The sequence below is a fragment of the Enterocloster alcoholdehydrogenati genome, assembly GCF_013282095.1.
Taxonomy (GTDB): domain Bacteria; phylum Bacillota; class Clostridia; order Lachnospirales; family Lachnospiraceae; genus Enterocloster; species Enterocloster alcoholdehydrogenati.
Map to the genome: position 1 here is coordinate 139667 of NZ_BLTJ01000007.1, position 20831 is coordinate 160497.

The 20831-nt window shown below is 51.3% G+C and carries 19 protein-coding genes; 2 read left to right on the top strand and 17 right to left on the bottom strand.

From position 1 onward, the window contains the following. Positions 1 to 20: 20 nt before the first annotated feature. The 5 genes from HW447_RS09715 to HW447_RS09735 all read right to left on the bottom strand — a co-directional run bounded on the left by HW447_RS09715 (position 21) and on the right by HW447_RS09735 (position 5824). Positions 21 to 680 carry an amino acid ABC transporter permease gene (locus tag HW447_RS09715; protein ID WP_176255101.1) on the bottom strand — a complete coding sequence of 220 codons (660 nt, stop codon included), beginning with the start codon at positions 678 to 680 and terminating at the stop codon, positions 21 to 23. 385 nt (positions 681 to 1065) lie between these two features. Further along, on the bottom strand, positions 1066 to 1941 hold the full coding sequence (locus HW447_RS09720) for an amino acid ABC transporter substrate-binding protein (protein ID WP_176255102.1): 876 nt from the start codon (positions 1939 to 1941) through the stop codon (positions 1066 to 1068). A gap of 230 nt (positions 1942 to 2171) precedes the next feature. Beyond that, positions 2172 to 3467, bottom strand: a complete 1296-nt coding sequence (locus tag HW447_RS09725; protein WP_176255103.1) for a dihydroorotase — start codon at positions 3465 to 3467, stop codon at positions 2172 to 2174. Between the two features lie 70 nt (positions 3468 to 3537). Then, positions 3538 to 4248, bottom strand: a complete 711-nt coding sequence (locus HW447_RS09730) for an MBL fold metallo-hydrolase (protein ID WP_176255104.1) — start codon at positions 4246 to 4248, stop codon at positions 3538 to 3540. A gap of 31 nt (positions 4249 to 4279) precedes the next feature. Continuing rightward, a complete protein-coding gene (locus HW447_RS09735) occupies positions 4280 to 5824 on the bottom strand; it encodes an AbgT family transporter (protein ID WP_176255105.1) in 1545 nt (514 codons plus the stop codon). A gap of 241 nt (positions 5825 to 6065) precedes the next feature. Here HW447_RS09735 and HW447_RS09740 point away from each other — a divergent pair, with 241 nt between their 5' ends. Continuing rightward, positions 6066 to 6953 (top strand): LysR family transcriptional regulator, encoded by an 888-nt coding sequence (locus HW447_RS09740; RefSeq protein WP_176255106.1) that lies wholly within the window; start codon positions 6066 to 6068, stop codon positions 6951 to 6953. A 4-nt stretch (positions 6954 to 6957) separates the two neighbouring features. On the opposite strand, the gene HW447_RS09745 is transcribed toward HW447_RS09740, so the two are convergent. The 8 genes from HW447_RS09745 to HW447_RS09780 all read right to left on the bottom strand — a co-directional run bounded on the left by HW447_RS09745 (position 6958) and on the right by HW447_RS09780 (position 16271). Next, a complete protein-coding gene (locus tag HW447_RS09745; RefSeq protein ID WP_176255107.1) occupies positions 6958 to 8259 on the bottom strand; it encodes a GntP family permease in 1302 nt (433 codons plus the stop codon). 42 nt (positions 8260 to 8301) lie between these two features. Next, a complete protein-coding gene (locus HW447_RS09750; RefSeq protein ID WP_176255108.1) occupies positions 8302 to 8853 on the bottom strand; it encodes a hypothetical protein in 552 nt (183 codons plus the stop codon). Next, a complete protein-coding gene (gene fadK / locus HW447_RS09755; protein ID WP_176255109.1) occupies positions 8837 to 10525 on the bottom strand; it encodes a medium-chain fatty-acid--CoA ligase in 1689 nt (562 codons plus the stop codon). Before fadK ends, HW447_RS09750 begins: the two co-directional genes overlap by 17 nt. A gap of 72 nt (positions 10526 to 10597) precedes the next feature. After that, positions 10598 to 11608, bottom strand: coding sequence for an electron transfer flavoprotein subunit alpha/FixB family protein (locus HW447_RS09760; RefSeq protein WP_176255110.1), 1011 nt, complete (start codon positions 11606 to 11608; stop codon positions 10598 to 10600). 56 nt (positions 11609 to 11664) lie between these two features. Continuing rightward, positions 11665 to 12453: an electron transfer flavoprotein subunit beta/FixA family protein gene (locus tag HW447_RS09765; protein ID WP_176255111.1), complete on the bottom strand. Its 789-nt coding sequence runs from the start codon at positions 12451 to 12453 to the stop codon at positions 11665 to 11667. 17 nt (positions 12454 to 12470) lie between these two features. Further along, entirely contained in the window at positions 12471 to 13613 is a 1143-nt protein-coding gene (locus HW447_RS09770) for an acyl-CoA dehydrogenase family protein (protein ID WP_176255112.1), read from the bottom strand. 59 nt (positions 13614 to 13672) lie between these two features. Next, a complete protein-coding gene (locus HW447_RS09775; protein WP_176255113.1) occupies positions 13673 to 14908 on the bottom strand; it encodes a CaiB/BaiF CoA transferase family protein in 1236 nt (411 codons plus the stop codon). Between the two features lie 178 nt (positions 14909 to 15086). After that, complete coding sequence (locus HW447_RS09780) at positions 15087 to 16271, bottom strand: acyl-CoA dehydrogenase family protein (protein WP_176255114.1); 1185 nt, start codon at positions 16269 to 16271, stop codon at positions 15087 to 15089. Positions 16272 to 16540: 269 nt separating this feature from the next. Between HW447_RS09780 and HW447_RS09785 the strand changes: the two genes are divergently transcribed. After that, a complete protein-coding gene (locus HW447_RS09785) occupies positions 16541 to 16945 on the top strand; it encodes a PaaI family thioesterase (RefSeq protein ID WP_243176264.1) in 405 nt (134 codons plus the stop codon). 22 nt (positions 16946 to 16967) lie between these two features. Here the strand turns inward: HW447_RS09785 and HW447_RS09790 are convergent, their stop codons facing one another. The 4 genes from HW447_RS09790 to dtd form a co-directional block, all read right to left on the bottom strand. Continuing rightward, entirely contained in the window at positions 16968 to 18479 is a 1512-nt protein-coding gene (locus HW447_RS09790; RefSeq protein WP_176255115.1) for an ATP-binding protein, read from the bottom strand. Then, on the bottom strand, positions 18476 to 19867 hold the full coding sequence (locus tag HW447_RS09795) for a vWA domain-containing protein (protein ID WP_176255116.1): 1392 nt from the start codon (positions 19865 to 19867) through the stop codon (positions 18476 to 18478). The genes HW447_RS09790 and HW447_RS09795 overlap by 4 nt, the downstream gene beginning before the upstream one ends. Continuing rightward, complete coding sequence (locus HW447_RS09800) at positions 19864 to 20304, bottom strand: DUF3783 domain-containing protein (RefSeq protein ID WP_176255117.1); 441 nt, start codon at positions 20302 to 20304, stop codon at positions 19864 to 19866. The genes HW447_RS09795 and HW447_RS09800 overlap by 4 nt, the downstream gene beginning before the upstream one ends. Positions 20305 to 20375: 71 nt before the next feature. Beyond that, positions 20376 to 20828, bottom strand: a complete 453-nt coding sequence (dtd, locus tag HW447_RS09805) for a D-aminoacyl-tRNA deacylase (protein WP_176255118.1) — start codon at positions 20826 to 20828, stop codon at positions 20376 to 20378. Between the last annotated feature and the right edge of the window lie 3 nt (positions 20829 to 20831).

The window sequence follows — 20831 nt, forward strand, 5'->3', positions numbered from 1 at the left end:
TTTCCACAAACCTCCTGTCTCTAACGGTAATAATCCAGCTTTTTCTCCAGCCATTCCATGCCGCCTGCCACAATCAGGTTAAAGATATAGTAGAACAGACCGGCCGCCACAAAGGGAATCATACTGGTCTGGGAAGCTGCCAGCGCCTTTGCAACCGAGAACATTTCTACCACGCTCAGGGTGAAGGCCAGGGACGTGTCTTTTACCAGAGTGATAACTTCGTTGGTAATGGAGGGAAGGATCCTCTTTATGACCTGCGGCAGGATGATCCTGAAAAACGTCTGTATCCGGCTGTAGCCCAGAATATAGGCTGCCTCATACTGTCCCGCAGGCATGGACTGGATGCCGCTGCGGTAGATCTCTGCAAAATAGGCGGCGTAATTGACTGTAAAACCAATAAATGTAGCCCAGAGCCGGTAGCTGCTGCCTACCTTTATTCCAAAAAGGTAATAGGGGCCAAAGTAAACGACCATCAGCTGGAGCATCAGGGGCGTTCCCCGCATGATGGAGATATAGACCTTGACCAGGTTCCTGATCATCCCGTTTTTTGACATACGGCCAAAGGCGACCAAAAGCCCCAGGGGCAGGGAGAATATAAGAGTCACTGCAAAGATCTGTATGCTGGTTCCCATGCCCCCTGCCAGCTGTGAGATCATCTGGGAAAGTGTGATTTTACCCATTATTATGTACCTGCTTTCTTTGATATGTTTGTAACGGTTTAAGAAGATGCCACATCCTGAATCGTTACATATGTTTCATAGAATGTCTGCTTACCGCAGACACAAGTAAGGCGTGTTTGAAAATCTTTTCCGCTCATGGATCCAGCCATCCGTCAATATGCCTCGGAAAAACCGGTTCTATTATCCGCAGATCCCGCCATCAGCAGATGAACGGACACACCCACGGATTATATCATACACGAAACGTAAAAAATTTTCAAATACGCCTTAAGTTTCAAGCCTGCATCCCAGTATCGTTCTTCCCCCGTATCAGCAGCTGTGTGTCCGGGCAGAGCAGACGCTCTGCCGGAACACCCATGCTTTACGCAAACTATCTGCGGGACGGTTATTTCCCCACCGTAGTAACATCCTCACCAAACCACTTCTCAGAAATCGTCTTTAAGGTGCCGTCTGCAGCCATTTCCTCCAGCGCACCCTGAACCTTGTCGCGCAGCTCAGTATTGCCCTTCTTAAATCCAATGGCGTACTGCTCAGATGCCAGAGAATCATCCAGGATCTCAAAATCAGCATTTCTCTGGCTGATCTGGTATCCGGCCACAATCACATCCATGGCAATGGCATCCACTGCCCCCTGTTCCAGATCCATAAAAGCCGTGTTGTAATCCGTTGTGGTGAGAAGCTGGCCAAAGGTGGCAGTCAATTCTGGCGCTTCCTTTAACGCCGCTTCTGCAGAGGAATCCATCTGGCATTCCACCACCTTTCCTGCAAGATCCGCCTGGCTTTTAATGCCGGAATCCTTTGCCACTACAAATACCTGAGAATTCTCCATATAAGGCTTGCTCCATGTGTAACTGTCCTCACGGCCTGTCATGGTAAAGCCGTTCCAGATGCAGTCAATATTGCCGGACTCCAGCTCCATGTCCTTTGCGTCCCAGGCAATGGGCTGAGCCTTATACTCCAGGCCAAGGCGTCTTGCTGTCTCCTGTGCCAGTTCCAGGTCAAAGCCGGTGTACTCGCCGTCGTCTCCCAAAAATCCCATTGGAGGAAAATCCTGGTCAAAGCCTACCACCAGCGTTCCGCCCTCTGCCTTTGCATCCTCTGCGTCATTTTCCTTCTGGGCGTCCGTATCGGAGGCAGCCTCTGAACCTTCCGTCTTTGTCTCTGTGGATGCTGCTGCGGAGACGTTCTCCCCACCAGAGCAGGCGGTAAGTGAAAACGCCATCACAGATGCAAGTGCCGCACATAAAAATCTTTTCTTCATAATTATTTCCTCCTCAACCAAATGCCTCATGTCCCCTCTGCGGTTTAGGGCATTTGGGACTTCATTCTTTTTAATACTCTACCATATTAGCACAGTAAAGCGGTTTTGTAAAGAACTTTTGTTATCACTGTTCAAAGCAGCGGAAAAACAGGTGCAAAGACAGGCGTTAAACTCGCTTATCCGCATAATTTTGCACCTGATTTCCCGCCGTTTTGAATCGTTACCTTTTATTAAGAAATGAATGTCTGATCCTGATACACAACCTTTCCGCCGCAGATGGTATACTTTACCTTCCCGGTCATGGCTTTGCCCAGAAACGGAGTATTAGAGGCCTTAGAAACAAACCGGTCTGCAGTCCAGGTCTCATTTTCATTAAAGATCACAAGATCCGCAGGCGCCCCCTCATGGATACGTCCACAGTCCAGCTTATAAAGCCTTGCGGGATTTAAACTCATTTTTTCCATCAGCTCCACCAGGGTTAAATGGCCCGCTTTTACCAGGTGTTCAATGCCAAGAGAGAGGGCCGTTTCCAGGCCGATGATGCCGCTGGGCGCTTCTGTCAGAGGCTTATCCTTTTCTTCTCTGCTGTGAGGTGCATGATCGGTAGCGATCATATCGATGGTGCCGTCCTTTAAGCCGGCAATCAGCATCTGGCGATCCAGCTCCGTGCGCAGAGGAGGATTCATTTTCGCAAGAGTGCCGTACTCTAACACGGCGTTTTCCGTCAGGGTAAAATGGTGCGGCGTTACTTCCGCCCATACATCCGCTCCCAGCTTCTTTGCCAGACGAACCAGTTCTACGGAATAGCCGGAACTGATATGCTGTACATCGATCCTGGCTCCGGTTTCCAGAGCAATCATACAATCTCTTGCCACCAGAGCGTCCTCCGCAAGGGACGGTGAACCGTAAATTCCCAGCTGATCGGACACTGCGCCGTGGTTGATGCCGTTTTCCCGGATAAAGGCCTTATCTTCTTCATGGAAGCTGATAACCGTATCCAGTCTCGCCGCCTCTTCCATGGCTTTTAACACAAAGGGGCCATCCATAAGGGGAATCCCGTCATCGGTAAAACCTGCGGCCCCGGCAGCCAAAAGCCCTTCCATGTCTGTAAGTTCTTCTCCCTTAAATCCCTTTGACACAGCGGCGCAGGACAACACATGAATCCCCGTCTTTTTCCCTTCTTCCAGGATATAGCGCAGGGTCTCCTCATTGTCTGCCAGAGGCTTCGTATTTGCCATGCAGACTACGGTAGTAAAGCCGCCCTTTGCGGCTGCTGCGGCTCCTGAATGGATATCCTCTTTATAGGTCAGTCCGGGATCTCTGAAATGAACATGGACGTCTACCAGCCCCGGTGCAGTCACAAGGCCGGTTCCGTCGATCACCTGATCATAATCGGCTTCTGCCCTTCCCCCAAAGGTGTCCGGGGGGCAGATTTCTTTTATCACACCATCTTCGATCACAAGATCCGCCCTGCTGTCTGTGCCGCTGGCCGGATCTAATACCCGGCTTCCTTTAATCAGTATCATATCTGTTTTTCTTCCTTTCCTTTTGTATGGCTGCCTCACTCTCCCATGGGCCGTCTGCGGCCATTTTCACTCAAATCTCAAAACTCTCCCCACAGGAATGGATCGGGATAATCTTATCCTTATAGCCGGCCGCACAGGGCAGCTGCTTAAACCGCTCCGTCACTGCGAAGTCTCCCCAGAAATGCATGGGAAATACCGTGTCTGCTCCCACCATCCGCATAAAATCGTCCATTCCCAAATAAAAGTCATTTTCCTGTCTGGGGTCTAACAGCATGAACGCAACGTCAATGTGCACTCCTGAGATGGAATTCATCTCCCTGTGAAACCGTTGGCTCATCCGCCGGTTTTCCTCCTCCGGCTCTCCCTCCCAGACCCAGTTGTTCAGATCGCCGGCGTGAAAGATTCTCTTTCCCTCTGCCTCGATGAGAAATGCCACTCCCTCGTCTGTAGATGTAAGGGTACGGATCACCACGGGCAGGCCAACGTTTTCCATCAGAGAGAGTTCCATCTTTGGCCCCACAAAGCAGGTTCGCTCCAGCCATGGCTTTGGCACACGTTGTTTCCATATGTCGTCTGAAAGCACATACCAGATCTTTGGGTGTTTCTCTGCCAGACGGAATGTCTCCGCGGAAAAATGATCGCTGTGGCGGTGGCTGGCAAAGACGATCAGAGGCTTATCCGCCTCTATCTCAGGCACCTTCCCTTCAAAATAGTCAAACAGCAGCGCCGCCTGTTCCATTTCCACAAGGAAACTGCTGTGATGAATATAAGTTATCTTCATGGTTTCTCCTCTCTGTCAGCAAACGTAAATCCTAATACGCCAGCGGCGCACCAGGTCCCAGCGGGATTCCCAGAAGATACCAGATCACAAACAGGATGATCCACCCCATAAGGAAGCTTAAGGAATAGGGCAGCATAGTGGAAATCACGCTGCCTATTCCCGCCTTCTTATCATATTTCTGGAAGAATGCAACCGTCAGCACAAAGAAAGGCATCAGCGGCGCAATGATATTGGTGCTGGAATCCCCGATCCGGTATGCAGCCTGGGTCAGTTCAGGTGAAAATCCCAGCCGCATAAACATAGGCACAAAGATAGGCGCCATGATGGCCCATTTCGCAGAGTCTACGGCAATAAAAATATTGATGAATGCTGTGAGCAGGATAAAGCACACTAGCAGCGGAATCCCGGTAAAGCCTACGGATTCCAGAAAATTCGCCCCGGATACAGAGATTATGGTTCCCAGATTTGAATAGTTAAAGCAGGCTGTAAACTGTGCCGCAAAGAAAATCAGCACCATGAAGCTAGACAGGCCGCTGATCGTCTTATTCATAAGGGCAATGATATCCTTATCCTTCTTTATAACACCGGCTCCGATTCCATATGCAATGCCGGGGAGCAGAAACAAAAGCATCATAAAGAAGATAATACCGCTCATAAAAGGCGAGCTTAAAAAGCCATGGGTCTGCGGGTCTCTAAGCAGACCGTTTTCAGGCACTACCAGGAAGGCCATAAAGACAACATATACAAGCGCCGTAATGCCGGCCCAGCGCATCCCCCGTTTCTCGTTGTCTCCAATATCCTGCACTGCCTCCGAAAGATCGGGGACATAGGGCGCAAGCCGCGGCTCAACAATCTTATCCGTTACAAAGGTTCCAATCGCTGTGATCAGAAAGGTGGACGCCACCATAAAATACCAGTTGCACACAGGAAGCACCTGATAGCCTGGATCGATCATCTGCGCCGCCTGGGTTGACATTCCCGCAAACATCGGATCATTTGTGCCGATAAGAAGATTGGCGCTCCAGCCGCCCGATACACCCGCAAAGGCTGCCGCCAGCCCTGCAATGGGATGGCGTCCAAAGGCCATGAAAAGAACGGCTCCCAAAGGCACCAGAACCACATAGCCCGTGGATGAGGCGATATTGGACATAATTCCCAAAAATACAACCACTGACGTTACAAACATTTTTGGCGTAGAAGCCGCAACCTTCCGCAAAAGGGCGGACATAAAGCCTGTACCGTCCGCAACGCCGACACCGATCATGATGGTAAATACCGTTCCCAACGCAAAGAAACTGGTAAAGTTGTTCACCACGGTGGTTACCATGTGGCGGATGCTGTCAGGCGCCAGCAGGCTGACTGCCGCTACGGTTTTCGGAGTGATCTGCCCGCTTGCGCTGTCCAGATAATCATAGGTGACTGTGACGCCGAAGGCAGCGCAGACGGCAGACAGAAGGATCACTGCCACCGTAAGGATAAAAAAGATCGTTGCAGGATCAGGCAGACTGTTGCCCACGCGCTCTACCGTATCCAGCGCCCGGATCACAAACCCCGTTTTCTTTTTTTCTGTTCTCATTATTTTCCCTCCTTGTAGTTTGTACAGAGGCTGACTTTCCCTTTGCCCCTCCTCCGCAAAAAACGCGGAATGCGTTCTCTACAAGACTACCTCAACACACATTCCGCGTCAACCTGATTTTAGACAAAACCTGTTTATTTTTCTGGTCTTTTTGCCGTTTTCTTTGTATAATACTTATAGCGTCCGGCCGTTTTTATACGGCCTGCCATTTACATTTTATTACCGATAAGGAAGGGATCCTATGAACCTGCAGCAGCTTTATTATTTCCGCAAGCTTGCGGAAGTACAGCACTATACAGAGGCGGCAAAATCTCTATACATCACACAGCCCAGCTTAAGCGACTCCATCGCGTCTCTGGAAAAGGAACTTTCTGTAACCCTCTTTCAAAAGAAAGGCCGCAACGTCCAGCTGACCAAATGCGGGGAGGAATTTTATCAGTATGTAAGCCAGGCCCTGGGAATCCTGGAGCACGGCATTGCAGTTATCAAGGACCGGTCCGGCTCTATAAACGGCACCATTGATATCGGCTGTATTCCCACTCTTTTGGGCGATTTTCTTCCCAACGCCCTGGATCTGTACCGGGAAAGGAATCCCGGCACTACCTTTAATGTGTTCCATGAAATGTCTATCTCCGTGGCAGAGGGCGTTTCCGCCGGAACCTTTGACCTTGGCTTTTGCTCCATGGTGGAAAAGAAGGACGATCTTGTGTTTATCCCCATTACCTATCAGGAACTGATCGTCATTGTTCAGAAGGAACATCCCCTTGCGTGCAAAGACTCCATCCAGCTTTCTGATTTAAAGGATTACACCCTGACTACCTACCGCGACACCATTCCCATCGGAAAGACCATCCGCGTCCTTTTAAAGGAAAAAGGCGTAGATGCGGCCTACTCCTATGATGATGAGATTTCCATTGCAGGGCGGATATCCAAATCCGGCAGAGCCGCTATCGTGGCGGACACGCCTTTTTTAAAGCAGTTTGATAACCTGAAAAAGATCCGTCTGACGGATGTGCCGAAGGATACCCGCATGATCTACATGGTCTACAGCAAAAAGAACTTTATCACCTCCGCTGTGGAGGCGTTTGCGAATTTCATGGTGGCAAACTGTCTTAATCTGCCGCAGTAAGCGATTAAAAAGTCAGTCCCAGGGTGGCAAGCACTGCCACTAAAAGTCCGGCCGCAAAGCAGGGAAACGTGGTTCCCAAAAGGATGTGCTTATAGCTGTCCTTAAACCGGCAGCCGCAGATGGACATGGTTAGAATGGCTACCGAGGAATTAGGAAGCTTATTTAAGACGAGAGCCGCCTCTGTCACTATGCGGTGAAATGCCTCTGGCTGAATCCCCATTTCAATAAAAGCTCTGGCAAAGCTTTCCATAAAGATAGTTTCTCCTGAGATTGCCGAGCCCGTCAGGCCTGTCAGTACCGTGGTGCCGAAAAAAGCCTTAAGATACATGGGCATATTCAGATTCAGCACAGCCTCCTGCAGCTGCTGGAACACGGGCGATGCTCCCAGAACCCGTGAAAGTCCCATAACAGCACCTACGGTCAGCATGGAATTTAAGCCGGAGGAACTGCCTGTCTTTATGGAATTTTTTATGTTCTTTACCCGTTTAAACTGAGTAGCTGTAATCAGCAGGATCCCGATAAGCAGGGAAAAAAGGATACTGATTGAGGTTCCCCAGCCGGAGGTGGCCACTACTGCTCCCAGTACCACCGCAAACGGCAGGATGGAAAGTGCAAAGCCCGGAAGGCTCTCGTCAGATGCAATGCCGCTCTCATCGGAATACATGGCAAGCAGCTGCTCCTGCGTATACTGTTTCCTGCTCTGCTTCTGCGCATAGTTAAAGTACAGGAAATAACAGGCTGCCGCGACGGCGGTAAAAATAAAGGACAGAACCGGCGCGGATCCAAGAGATGTGTTTAAATAATTACCGGGAAGAACATTGCACACATCCAGAGAATAGGCAAATCCGTTGCCGCAGGCTCCTCCTCCCAGAATCAGGAAGGGAAGCACCCGACGGTCCATTTTGTTCTGATAGAGCAGATTATCAGCGATAGGATACATCACAAACACCATAATATAGCCGTTGATTCCTAACAGTGTGATGAAAAAACAGCAGATCAGTATTACGGCTCCCACCATTTTCGCTCCCAGCTTCTGCGTCAGCGTTTTTGCAATTCTGGTAGCCAGCCCGGCTTCTAAGACCAGCTGCCCGAACACGCCTCCAAGCCCCAGGATCAGAAACCAGGAGGCCACAAACTCTCCGATTCCGCCGGAATAAGTGGTAAGAAATCCCTCCCAGATATTCAGCCCGCTTGTCACAAGGATCACCGCTGCCGTTACTACAGTGGCTGTAATCATATCAATCCCCCGTATGATCATGTACACCAGCAGCGCAATCGCCAATATAAAACCTATGGTTGCTGTCATTTTGTAACTCCTCCTGTTTCATTCTATTCCCCAAATAAGCTCCTACACTGGCTTTTTCCCCCCGGACTGCCAGTGAGCAGTCATCTTGTCCAGAGGCATTTCTATAAGCCCTGCCTCAGGATCATACACATATACGATAAATCCCCGCTTGCAGCGGAATACGCACTCCAGGCAGGGATCTTCATCACAGTAGCAGAACGCGTCCGTATCCGCCAGCGCAAAGGCCAGCGGCGGCCTTTTTGTATCTGATACGTATTTTAAATATCCGCCTGTAAAGGTCTTTAGATAGACCCACTCCGGGCGGCGGCCATAGGGTTTTGATTTCCAGGAAACCCGAACCGTATTGTCATTATAGCCTCCTGTGATCTCATAAGACACTGCCATAATATCCGCTGCACTGGCGGCAGGCGTTGGAATCAGGCGCTCTGCCATATGGCCGCAGCACTGTATCTGCTTGTTTTCCAGATCTTTCCCCCCGGTGACCGGATAAAGAGCCTTACAGGCCGGACAGCGGTAAAATGCCACCTCCGGACACTGGTCTGCCGGGGGCTTTCTGGTGTCCTTACACCTTCTTGGGCTAAATTCCTGCTCCATTTTCCTCACCTTCTTCCAGGATATTCCTCTCTGTCTCCTGCTTTAAACGCCGTTTTAGTTCTTCCTTCAGCAGATATTTTTTTACTTTGCCGCTTCCCGTATGGGGGATCCTGCCGATCAGTTCCAGACGCTCCGGCCAGAAACGCTTTGGCACCCGCTTTTCTTTGAGGTAGGAAATGACATCTTCCAGACACAGCTTCTGTGTTCCGGGACAGGGAACCGCAAAAGCGCAGATGCGCTCTCCCAGACGGTCGTCCGGCATTCCGATAATAGCATGGTCGCCCATTCCGGGGCAGCCCTCCAGGGCATCGTTGATCTCATTGGTGTTGAGATTTTCTCCTCCGCGGACGATCATATCCTTTTTGCGTCCAATGATGCGGATATTCTGATTTTCATCCATGACGCAGAGGTCTCCGCTGTGAAACCATCCCTCGTCATCCAGAACGCCGTCTGTGGTAGCCCGGTCCTTTAAATACCCCACAAATACATTGGGGCCTCTGGACCATTCTTCCCCCGGCGTTTTGCAGGGAACATCCTTTCCATTTTCATCCACCACGCGAATCTCCACCCCCTCCACCGCGCGTCCGGAAGAGGCTCCTCCCAGCTTCAGCGCCTCACAGGGGCGTACAAAGGCGTGTGGAACACTTTCTGTGGAGCCGTACACCTCGCAGAGACAGATCCCGTAAGCTTCCGCCCGCTGCACCAGGTATCCCGGCACCGGCGCTCCTCCGCAGAGATAGAACTTAAGCCAGGGAAGGCTGCCCCCGTTTTGTTCCAGTTCACGGAGAATATCGTAGATAAAGGGGGTGGCTCCCATGGAGTAAGTGGCCTTTTCCCGGTTCATCAGATCAATGGCAGCGCGGCACTGGTATTTCTGCTGTAAAATAACCCTGGCTCCCAAAAGCATGGGCGCGATGATGGCGTGGTGAAATCCGGTGGCATGGTGCAGGGGAGCAGGCATAAAAATGGCATCATCCTTTGTGAGATTTAGCTCCCGGTTAAAAGTTTCCTCGCTGTAACGCACATTGTCATGGGTCAAAAGAACGCCTTTGGTGCCTCCTGTAGTCCCTGATGTGCAGAGAATCACTGCCATGTCCTGGCCAGTCCGTCCGCGGACGCACTGCTCCTTTGCAAGAGGCTCATAGGTTTCCAGTATCCGGCGCAGCAGCAGAGTATCCGTCTGTGCAGGCTTTGCATCATCCAAGAGCACGATTCCCCTGAGTCCGGGCAGTTTTTCCTTCACCGACAAAATACGCCTTTCATAATCCGTCTTGTGGAAAAACGTAGGGCCGAAATAGCATTTTGACTCCGTAGCCTCCAGAGCACGGATCAGTTCTTTTTCTTCATAGCACATGGCAACGGGATGAGCCACTGCTCCCACCTTGAAGCAGGCAATGGTAATCATGGCAAACTCGCTCCAGATGGGGAGCTGATAGGAGACAACGTCCTGAGAACAGACCCCAAGAGATCGGAGATAGGAAGCCACACGGCCGGCGGCCTCATCCATTTCCCTGTATGTATACCGGTATCCCCGGTCATCTGCCACGTATTCCCGGTCCGGGTACTGACTCAGAGTCTGCTCCCAGCAGTCTAACAGCGTCTGATTCGTCCAGTATCCCTTTTCCAGATACAGCTCTCTCTGTTTTGGATTTACTTTCCTCTCTTCAAACATAACCTGTCTCCTCTGTCTGTTCCCGGCCCGGAGCGAAACGGGCGGCTTTTCTCTGCCTGGATGCGCCCTTTATCAGCCCTGTTTTCTTGCCTTTAATTCTTTTACCAGAGCCGGTACAATCTCAAAAACATCTCCTACAATACCGTAATCCGCCACCTCAAAGATCGGCGCCGTCTCATCCTTATTGATGGCTACAATGGTGCCGGAACCGCTCATTCCGGCTACGTGCTGCACTGCCCCGGAGATGGCGCAGGCAAAATAGATCTTGGGAGTGACTGTGGAGCCCGTTTGCCCCACCTGCCGGCTCTGGGGCATCCAGCCGGCGTCTACCGCTGCCCTGGAGCACCCCACGGTTCCCCCAAGGACGTCCGCAAGTTCCCGGAGGACAGCAAAATTTTCCTTACTCTTCATACCCCGGCCGCCGGATACAATGACCTCTGCCTCGTCCAGGCGCATATCGTTCTCCTCGCAGGCCTTAATAAATTCAAGGACTCTGGTACGGATCTGGCTTTCCGGCGTATGAATGTCCTCCTCTATGATCTCCGGCCGGTTGTTTTCTCTTCTCTCCGGCTTTTTAAATGCGCCGGGGCGGCAGGTGCCCATCTGGGGACGGGTATCTGCGCAGAGGATCTGAGCGTACAGGTTTCCGCCAAATGCGGGGCGCTCCCAGATCACATTTTGGGTCTCCTCATCTACACTTAAGGCAGTGCAGTCCGCCGTCAGACCTGTGTGCAGGCTTACCGCGATCTTAGAGCCCAGATCTCTTCCGTTCACCGTAGCTCCTACCAGGATCGTGTTGGGCTTATAGGTTTCGCACAGTTTTAAAAATACATGGCCGTAGGCGTCTGCAGAGTAATTTTCATACTCGTCGCCCTTCACCACATAGATCCGGTCTGCTCCGTAAGCGGCGGACTCTTTTACAGCCGCCTCCGTCTCCTTTCCGATCACTACGGCGCACAGCCTCTGCTTTAACCCGTCTGCCAGCTTTCTTCCCTGGCCCAAAAGCTCCAGGCCAACGCTTTTTGGCTGACCCTGGAAACACTCGATAAATACCCATACGTCTCTGTATGTATCAAAACTCATCGTTCCAACCTCCTCCAGCCGTCAGGCGGCTGTCTCTCTTTCTCCGCACTCTGTTCTTACAGTATCTTTGCCTCTGTGAGCATATCGATCAGGCGGTCCGCCGTCTCCTTTGGACTTGCACCCCCGATGCTTACGCAGTTTGCGGTTCTCTTTGGGGTGAATGTTGCCTTTACACGGGTAGGAGAACCCTTTAAGCCCATTTTAGCTGTGTCTGCATTCGGAAGGTCTGCCAGAGTGATCTGGCCGATCTCTGTTCTAAAGGAACGCATAACACCTTTTACAGTGGCGTAGCGGGGCTTATTGCTCTCCTTGGTAGCTGTACAGAGCACCGGAAACTGTGTTTCCACTACCTCTATTCCCTCTTCCACCTGACGTCTGGCGATGACCTTATCTCCTTCCACTTTAAGGCTCAGCACATAAGTCAGACGGGTAGCTCCCAGATGCTCCGCAATGCTGGGAGCGGTCTGTCCCGTATCTCCGTCAATGGCCTGTTTTCCGCCCAGGATTATGTCATAGGATCCAAGCTTTTTAATGGCCTCTGACAGGATATAGCTGGTCGCATATGTATCGGAGCCTCCGAAAGCGCGGTCTGTTACCAGATACGCTTCATCCGCTCCCATGGCCAGCGCCTCCCTGAGCACCTCCTTTGCCTGGGGCGGCCCCATGGAAATTACAGTTACCTTTCCGCCGTACTGGTTCTTAAGCTGAAGGCCAGTTTCCAGCGCATTTTTATCAAAGGGATTCATAATGCTTGGCACACCCGTACGGATCAGCGTATTTTTCACCGGATCGATCCGTATCTCCGTGGTATCCGGCACCTGTTTGATGCAGACAACGATATTCATCTTCATTCCTCCTGCTCTTATTTGTATTCTTTGTTCAGTACATTGGCTATGGTCAGTCTCTGGATCTGATTGGCTCCTTCAAAGATCTGGAACACCTTCACATCCCGCATCAGCTTCTCCACCGGATACTCCCTGCTGTAGCCGTAGCCTCCAAATATCTGTACTGCGTTGGAGGTAACCTCCTGGGCGCAGTCAGATACAAAGGTCTTGCAGATGGAGCCTTCCTTCTGCACCATAATGCCTGCATCCATCATCTTCATGGTGTTGTTCACCAGACACCGGGATGCCTCGATCTTGATCGCCATATCCGCTAACATCTGCTGTACCATCTGGAACTTGATGATCGGCGTATTAAACTGCTTTCTCTCCTTGGCATACTTTACGGATTCATCCAGAGCGCGCTGCATGATGCCTACTGCCAGCGTTGCCACAAAGGCCCTGGACAGGTTTAAAGCATTCAGAGCCAGCTTAAAGCCGCTTCCCTCCGGACCCACCATGGCAGAAGCTTTTACACGGACATTTTCAAAGATAAGATCCGTGGTATTAGAGAGGCGCAGGCCCATCTTATTCTCGTGGGCTCCGACGGTTACTCCGGGAGCATCCGCGTCAATGATAAAGGCAGAAATTCCTTTGTGGCCTGCCGTCGGGTCGGTCTTAAAGAAACCTACAAACACGCTGGCTACCGCTCCATTGGTGATAAAAGTCTTGGTTCCGTTTAAAATATATTCGTCGCCGTCCTTAACCGCCGTGGCCCTCATGGCCGCGGGATCGGAGCCTGCGTTTGGCTCTGTGAGGGCAAAGCCTGCAAAGGCTCCCGGAGCCACCTTGTCGGCAAAATACTTCCCCTGCTCTCTGGTTCCTGCCAGGATCACATTCCGCAGGGCCACAAAAGATGTTACAAAAGTGATGGCATAGCCTGCATCCACCTTTGCCAGCTCCTCAAAGATCATGGCTGTAGTCTCATAGCTCAGTCCCGCTCCGCCGTATTCTGCCGGAACCTCCAGCATATGCAGACCCATATCAAATCCCCATTTATACAGTTCTTTGGGGCATTCTCCCTTTTCATCGGCATCCTTTACATAAGGCTTTATCTCATTTTCCGCCATCTCTTTTACCAAAGCGATCAGCGCTTTCTGTTCTTCGGTATACATTAAGCTCATGTCTGTATCACCTTCCCCTTTCCTGGCTGTCCGTTCCTTCTACGTCGACGGCAGCATATTCACAGTTTTTTCAGTTTCGTCTCTCCCGTGGCCGCACCGGAGGCAATGGCCTGGCGGATCTGCTCTTTTGTATATCCCATCTGCTCCATCAGTTCTATGGTATGGGCACCCTGGGAACCGCCGCTTACATACTCCGGCTCTCCCATGCTCTTAAACCGGATGGGATTGGTTGGCATAAAACGTTCCCCGGAAGGATAGGGGATCTTTGCCAGGATGTGGTTGGCCGCCGCCTGCTCATCCCGGTAAATATCCTCCGGCTCCATGCAGGCCTCGCAGGGCATATCGCTGGCTTTCAGGCGTTCCATCAGCTCTTCCCTGGTAAATCGGGCGATGGCACGGTCTAAGGCAGCCACCACCTCACCGTTTAAGCCGTTTGCATTGATATCCTCGCAGCGGCGGTATTTCTCTCTGGCCTCAGGGGTAAGCATTTCCGGCGCGTCAAGCACGGTAAACATCTTCTCGTAATCCCGGTCATATTCCGGGCAGCAGATGCATACCCACTTGCCGTCTCTGGTGCGGAATACGTCATTAAATGGATTGACCACCTCCGTACGGTTCTTTGGATACTGGTTTCCGTACTGGGCGGAAATAAGACCGGTGCTTAAGGCGTAGACGGCCGCATGGTGGAGGCTCACCGTTACCTTGTCTCCCATCCCGGTCTTTTCCCTGCCGTAAAGGGCTGCGCAGATGCCGGAGGCCAGCGCCAGAGATACCTGGAAATCCCCAAAACCGTTGGTTGGGATCATGGGGGCGTCGCCCCGGTTGACTGTGGTGCCGAATACGCCTCCCCTTGCCATATAGCAGGTGACATCAAAGCCCGCCGTATCCTTTTCCGGCCCGTTTTCACCGTATCCCAGAACCTGAGCAAAAATTAGTCTGGGGAATTTTTCTTTTAATGTGTCGTAATCCAGTCCCAGCTTCACCAGGGACTTTGTTCTGGTATTGGTTACAAAAACATCTGCCTGGGACAAAAGCTTATAGGCGATCTCCTGTCCCATAGGATCCTTTAAATTCAGGGTAATGAATTTTTTATTAAAATTGGCTACGTCAAAGGCCAGATTTTCTTCATCGCTGTAGGGCATATTGAAAACAGCTCCCTGTGTTCTGGCCGGATCGCCTTTGGCTGACTCGATCTTTACACAGTCAGCCCCCCACTCTCCCAGCACCCTCACGGTAGTAGGCGCTGCCAGGTAAGTCGTCAGATCCACTACCTTTACCCCCTCTAATGGTCTCATGCTCTCATCCTTCCTTTCCTGCTTTTTGCACTCTTTTTCCTGCTCCGTTCTCACCATCTGTCCGGCCCGTGACCATGGCTATATCCCAGGATGAGAACAGGGCCATCCAGTCCAGGGATGAACCGGATGGCCCTGCAGGTCAGCTGCCTGTGTCACGCTTCCCGGTCAGGCGGCTGGATCACAGAACATATTCCATATGTGCGCCATGCTTAATGGTGTTTCTGGAAATAGTGATTCTCTGAACGGTAGGAGCACCCTCCTCCAGCCACATTGCACGGCAGTCGCGGTACAGTCTCTCAACGGGGCCGTACTTGCAGTCCTCAAAGTATCCTACTCCTCCGAAGATCTCCAGCATCTCATCGCTGACCTTCCTTGTGGTGTCAATACTGAACAGCTTGCACATTGCAGCCTTTTCCTCAATGTATTCGCCGGTTGGGTTTTCCATATATGCCTTAGCAAAATCGTAAACCATGCAGCGCAGCGCGTGTACCATCATGGACATATCCGCGATCTTTACACGGATGGCCTGACGGGTGCCGATAGGCTTTCCGAAGGTCACACGGTCATTGGCATATGCCAGAGACAGCTCCAGCATCCTCTGAGCCATTCCCAGGTTGCTGGCTGCGATATGGGCGCGGGATACGGATAAGGAATGCATGGCGATCTCAAGTCCCTGCCCTTCTCTGCCTAAGAGATACTTCTTGTCGATCCGGCAGTCGGTGAATTTTAATTCTCCATGGCCGGCTCCGCGGCATCCCATCATATGAGGCATATTGATGACCTCAAAGCCGGGAGCATCCATGGGAACAAAGAACGCGGAAAGGCGATCATCCTTGTCGGAATCAGGATTGGTCACTGCGATCACATAAGCAAATTCGCAGCAGTCTGTATGGGAAATCAGCGTCTTTTCTCCGTTCAGGACATAGCTGTCGCCATCCTTTACAGCCATGGTATGTAAGTCAGCGCCGGTTCCTCCCGTTGCCTCAGTTAATGCAAAGCAGGTAAATACTTCCTTGTCCTGGAATTTTGACATATACTCTGCCTTTAACTCAGGGCTGCCGTAATCGTCCAGTATTCTCCAGTTTAAGTCCATGGCATAGTGCAGATGCATTCTCATTCCGCCCGGCCCTCTGGAAAACTCCTCCTGTACCTGCAAGATCTCCAGTTCATTTAAGCCCCAGCCGCCGTACTCCTCAGGCAGGGAACAGCGGTATAAATTGTTCTCAATCGCCAGATCGTAGAATTCCTGCGGAAATTTGTTGGTCACTTCTACCTCTTTCTGAATCTCCTCAAGAGGCCCTTCTGCCAGCTCGCGGATCTGCTTTAAGTAAGCCTGAAACTCTTCCTTCGTTAATTTGCTCATCACATATCCTCCTTATACTTTAAACTGCTATTTTTTTAACAATCTTTATGATGTTATTATATCGTTAAGCACGCCAAATATCCAATCGGCTGTACCCCATGGTTTTCCTCCGATCAATCGTTAAAATCTATGGATCATTTTTTCAGTTGTAAATGGATTTTTCCGGTGATATATTGTATTTTGAGATATTTTTAACAAACAGAGATCACACCTCAGAACCTGAGGCGATATTTTCCTGAATTTTGACAGAACAGAAAGGGGAATGCTTTTTGATTACAAGACCTGAAATCATGGAAGGGCTCCGGCGGCATATACAGCCGATCGGAGGACAGGAACATTTAAAAATCATAGAAGTGGGGCCGGGACACGTCCGGCTTTCATTAGAACTTACTTCTGAAGCTTTGAATCTGTACGGCAGTGCCCACGGAGGCTTTCTTTTCTCTCTGTGCGACATTGCCGCAGGGATGGCGGTCTACGCATATGAGACAGCCAACGTAACCCAGTCTGCGGATATTCATTTTGTGAAGGGCGTCCGTTCCGGCACAGTTTATGTGGAAGCGACAGCTGTCCACAAGGGAAAAAAGACCGTGGTAAGCCAGGTAAATATTACCGATGAGCATGGGGCTCTGATCACCACCGGCACCTTTACCATGTTTTTAGGGGCCGCGCTGTAGCGCGGCCCCTGCCCTCCCTTTTCTATGGCCTGTTTTCCAGAAGCTTTCTTACTCCCGTCTCCTGCTCATCAAAGAGCAGTTCTTTATTATAGTGATAATACCGTTCACACTCATACTCCTGCAGAAACTCCACGCTGAAAGCCCCGGTATTTAACGTTGTTATAAAAATAACCATTTCCTGTCCGTTTCCAAAAGCAGCCTCCATAAAATCAAAGGCGTGCTCCAAGGCCTGTCCGTCGCCTTTTTTCTGCTCCTCATATCGGTCGCTGCGCTCCATAAACTGCTCTCTGATCCAGTTCCAGGCAGCTTCTTTCTGATCCAGGGACCGGCTTTTAAGTTCCTGCGCCCAGGACTCCAGCTGTGCCGTCACCTTCCGGTACCGTCTGTCCTCCCCACGGTCCGAAAGTCCGCTCTCCCGCCTGTGTTTCCTTGTCAGTTCCATTTCACCGGCCATGCAGATAAGGCGCACAGCAGGCTCTGCCTCTCCCGGACGGTCCAGTTCCTGCTTAAACCCTTTCAGCTGTGCCATAAGAAGTTCCATCTCCGCCTTATCTGCATATAACGCCTTAAAACGGTCTGTCAGCTTTGCAAGCAGCAGATCTGTCACGCTTAAACGCTCGTCAAAGGCCGCCCGCTCCAGCTTACTGCAGACCTCCTCGCGGATCACGCCCTGTAAGATCTCCTCCACCTGATATTCGTTCTGATACTTGTAATACAGCTCCAGATAATTGGCAAAGTCCTTGGAAATCTTCGGATGCTGGATATACTGCCCCACCACCTCGCGATCCGCCCGCTTATCCAGCCTTTCATAGACCGTGATCAGCTGGGACAGATCCTCCCAGCCTCTTGGAGTGGCAAACCGTTTTCCGTCTACCGTTGTTTCCACCTGGCAGAAATACTGGGGCCGGATATCAAGATACGACAGTATGGCCGGGTGGATGTTCTGCCGGTACGCATACTCCTTCCACACCTTAAGATCCGGCTCTACCGTGATCTTTTTGATGCGGTCCAGGGTCACTACGTCAAACTCCCGGACGGATTTATTGTATTCCGGCGGATTCCCCGCGGCTGCGATGATCCAGCCTTCCGGCACCTTATGGCTGCCGAAGGTCTTGCACTGCAGAAACTGCAGCATGGCGGGAGCCAGGGTCTCGGACACACAGTTGATCTCATCGATAAACAGAATCCCCTCTTTAAGCCCCGTATCCCGGATCCGGTCGTAAACCGACGCCACGATCTCGCTCATGGTATACTCTGTTACCGCATATTCCTTCCCTCCATAGACCTTATGTTCAATAAACGGCAGACCCACGGCGCTCTGTCTTGTATGATGAGTAATGGTATAGGCCACCAGGCCCAGCTCACATTCCCTGGCAATCTGCTCCATGATCTGTGTCTTTCCCACTCCCGGCGGCCCGATCAAAAGCACCGGTCTCTGCCGGATGGAGGGGATCATATATTCTCCGCAGTCATCCTTTAAAAGGTAGGCCGCAATGGTATCCTTTATCTCTTCCTTGGCGCGCTTAATATTCACTCTTCGTCCTTCTTTCTGTCTGAAAATACCCCCGGAATCTCCATAAGCGGTTCCTCCTCCAGCACTATTTTCATGGCCCAGGCCGGCACGGACGCATCGGAAAACATATCCTCGATAAATACAAAGGCCGTGTCATAGGGCGGAGCCTGAACCGGATAAATGCCTTTTCCATCGGTAAAATAGATCAGCCCCCGCAGCCGGTCTGTCTGCCCCTTTGCCCGAAGCTCATTTACATATTCAAAGGCCGGCCGAAAATCCGTCCCTCCAAAGCCCGTGACCTGAAACCGGTCCATATAGGCCTTTAAATCCTCTGCACTCTCTATGACCACATCTGCCTGTACCCTATCATCGCACTGTAAAATGTGGATTCGTATCTTACGAAAATAGGTTTCTGACTCAGAAAGCACATCATACGTCTCTTCTAAAAACCGGCGCACCAGCTCTCCGGAGCAGGACATACTGGTGTCAATGACAATGACAAAATCTTCAATCCGGAAAACCTCCCTGGATTCCAGCGGCTCCATAAGAGGCATATTTCCGTAAAGAGACATTCCATAGGTGTAAAATATAGGATCGAAGGAATCAGGATCCACCTCAATCTCCTCTTTTAGTACGGAAAAACGCCGGAGAAACTGACGGTAATCATACCGTTCTCTGTTCTCTACCCGCAGCATATCCTTAAGACCTTCATCCCCTCTTGATTCATCTTTGGAGCCCATAGTCTCCATCTGGGTCTGCATTTTCTCCCGGTTATCGTTCCACTGGTTCTGCCTGGTAACAGCCTGACGCGGATCCTCCTCCCGTTCCCAGAGATCATGGTCGTCCACCTTAAATTCCGCCCGCAGCTGGTCCAAACGGCGGGCCGGCAGCTCCATATGCGCCAGCGCCCGGAAGATGCGCTCGGCTGTAAGGACGGATCCCGAACCGCCGGATGTATGTTCCCCTTCTTCCATATACCGTTTTAATCTCCGATACGTCTCCCGGCGCAGAGGGCTCTGGGGCACATGAACGCATTTCTGGTACAGGCCGTCGATCAGCGCCTCCATGGCAATATCGCAGGACAGATCCCATAATGTCTTATCCCGTCCCTTTCTCGTATACATATGGCAGAACAGGCAGTGAAATACTATGTGCAGATAGGCGCGGTTTACCACCGTCCTCCCCTTTCGGTAAAGCTCTAACAGGGCATCCGGCCCGTAAAATATAACCGCACCGTCCACTGCCAGGCCATTTCTTCCCCAGTCTGCCTCAAACCCCAGGCTGCTGAGAGGAATATCCAGGAAATGCATATTGACGTACAGCTCGCTTCTGGCCTGGTAAAAGATCCTGGTACAGATCCCAACCGTATCCAGTTCCTGCAGCTGACGCTCTCTTACCGGATCTGTCATAATCCGCCATCCCTGGCGTCGCCCTTGGTCTGCTGCCGCGAGGGGTCTGTCTCCTGCCCGGTCATCATCCGATGCTCCTGGCACAACTCCTCATACAGCTTATAAAAGCTCCACCCGCAGTTATGCTCTGTCACAATGGCCTTTAATGCAATCTTAGGAACTCCGGCTCTTCTTAACTGATATAACAGGGTATCGATCCTGCTGCCTGAAAACCCTTTCATTACCAGCATCTGCTCCGGGATCACCGGAAACGGCTCCTGTCTTTCTTCCTGCTCCTCAAAGCCGGGCATACCAGCCAGATATCCTACGGTTTCCATCACCTGATCCGGCCTTACATTGCGGATCCGTACGCCCATGCGCACCAGAACGCTTTTCATCATCATTACATTCTTTTTCATTTCGGGATCCTCTGCCCCGAAGTATAATACAAGCTCCATGATACGTTCCTTTCCTCTTTCAGTTCTGATATACACGCCCAAAACGCACCTGCCCCCTATTGAACTGACTCCTATTGAAACAGCTGGGCGCTGTCAAGCATCAGAGTAAAGGGGCCGTCGTTTAAAAGCTCCACCTTCATATCCGCGCCGAACCTTCCCCTTTCCACCACATCCGCCTGCTCTTGGCATCTGGCCAGAAAATACTCATACAGCGCTTCTGCCATCTGAGGCGCCCCGGCCTTTACAAAGCTTGGACGATTGCCCTTGCGGCAGTCGGCATAAAGGGTAAACTGACTGACAACAAGGAGCTCTCCCCCTACATCCGCCAGGCTTAGATTGGTCTTTCCATTTTCATCCTCGAAAATGCGCAGGCGGCAGATCTTGTCCGCCAGCTTTTCCGTAATTTCCCTGGTATCTCCGTCCTCCGCTCCCAGAAGGATCAAAAGTCCTTTTCCAATTTTCCCTAAAACCTCTCCGTCCACTGTCACGCTTGCCTGCATCACTCTCTGTACGACCGCTCTCATCGT

Bases quoted from the DNA above. Each gene is read 5' to 3' on its own strand.
- HW447_RS09765 (WP_176255111.1), bottom strand. From the start codon at position 12,453: ATGAATATCGTTGTCTGCATCAAACAGGTGCCGGATACCACGGAGATA.
- HW447_RS09720 (WP_176255102.1), bottom strand. From the start codon at position 1,941: ATGAAGAAAAGATTTTTATGTGCGGCACTTGCATCTGTGATGGCGTTT.
- dtd (WP_176255118.1), bottom strand. From the start codon at position 20,828: ATGAGAGCGGTCGTACAGAGAGTGATGCAGGCAAGCGTGACAGTGGAC.
- HW447_RS09750 (WP_176255108.1), bottom strand. From the start codon at position 8,853: ATGGAGCAGGAATTTAGCCCAAGAAGGTGTAAGGACACCAGAAAGCCC.
- fadK (WP_176255109.1), bottom strand. From the start codon at position 10,525: ATGTTTGAAGAGAGGAAAGTAAATCCAAAACAGAGAGAGCTGTATCTG.
- HW447_RS09775 (WP_176255113.1), bottom strand. From the start codon at position 14,908: ATGAGACCATTAGAGGGGGTAAAGGTAGTGGATCTGACGACTTACCTG.
- HW447_RS09795 (WP_176255116.1), bottom strand. From the start codon at position 19,867: ATGACAGATCCGGTAAGAGAGCGTCAGCTGCAGGAACTGGATACGGTT.
- HW447_RS09780 (WP_176255114.1), bottom strand. From the start codon at position 16,271: ATGAGCAAATTAACGAAGGAAGAGTTTCAGGCTTACTTAAAGCAGATC.
- HW447_RS09760 (WP_176255110.1), bottom strand. From the start codon at position 11,608: ATGAGTTTTGATACATACAGAGACGTATGGGTATTTATCGAGTGTTTC.
- HW447_RS09730 (WP_176255104.1), bottom strand. From the start codon at position 4,248: ATGAAGATAACTTATATTCATCACAGCAGTTTCCTTGTGGAAATGGAA.
- HW447_RS09800 (WP_176255117.1), bottom strand. From the start codon at position 20,304: ATGGAGCTTGTATTATACTTCGGGGCAGAGGATCCCGAAATGAAAAAG.
- HW447_RS09725 (WP_176255103.1), bottom strand. From the start codon at position 3,467: ATGATACTGATTAAAGGAAGCCGGGTATTAGATCCGGCCAGCGGCACA.
- HW447_RS09740 (WP_176255106.1), top strand. From the start codon at position 6,066: ATGAACCTGCAGCAGCTTTATTATTTCCGCAAGCTTGCGGAAGTACAG.
- HW447_RS09735 (WP_176255105.1), bottom strand. From the start codon at position 5,824: ATGAGAACAGAAAAAAAGAAAACGGGGTTTGTGATCCGGGCGCTGGAT.
- HW447_RS09715 (WP_176255101.1), bottom strand. From the start codon at position 680: ATGGGTAAAATCACACTTTCCCAGATGATCTCACAGCTGGCAGGGGGC.
- HW447_RS09745 (WP_176255107.1), bottom strand. From the start codon at position 8,259: ATGACAGCAACCATAGGTTTTATATTGGCGATTGCGCTGCTGGTGTAC.
- HW447_RS09770 (WP_176255112.1), bottom strand. From the start codon at position 13,613: ATGAGCTTAATGTATACCGAAGAACAGAAAGCGCTGATCGCTTTGGTA.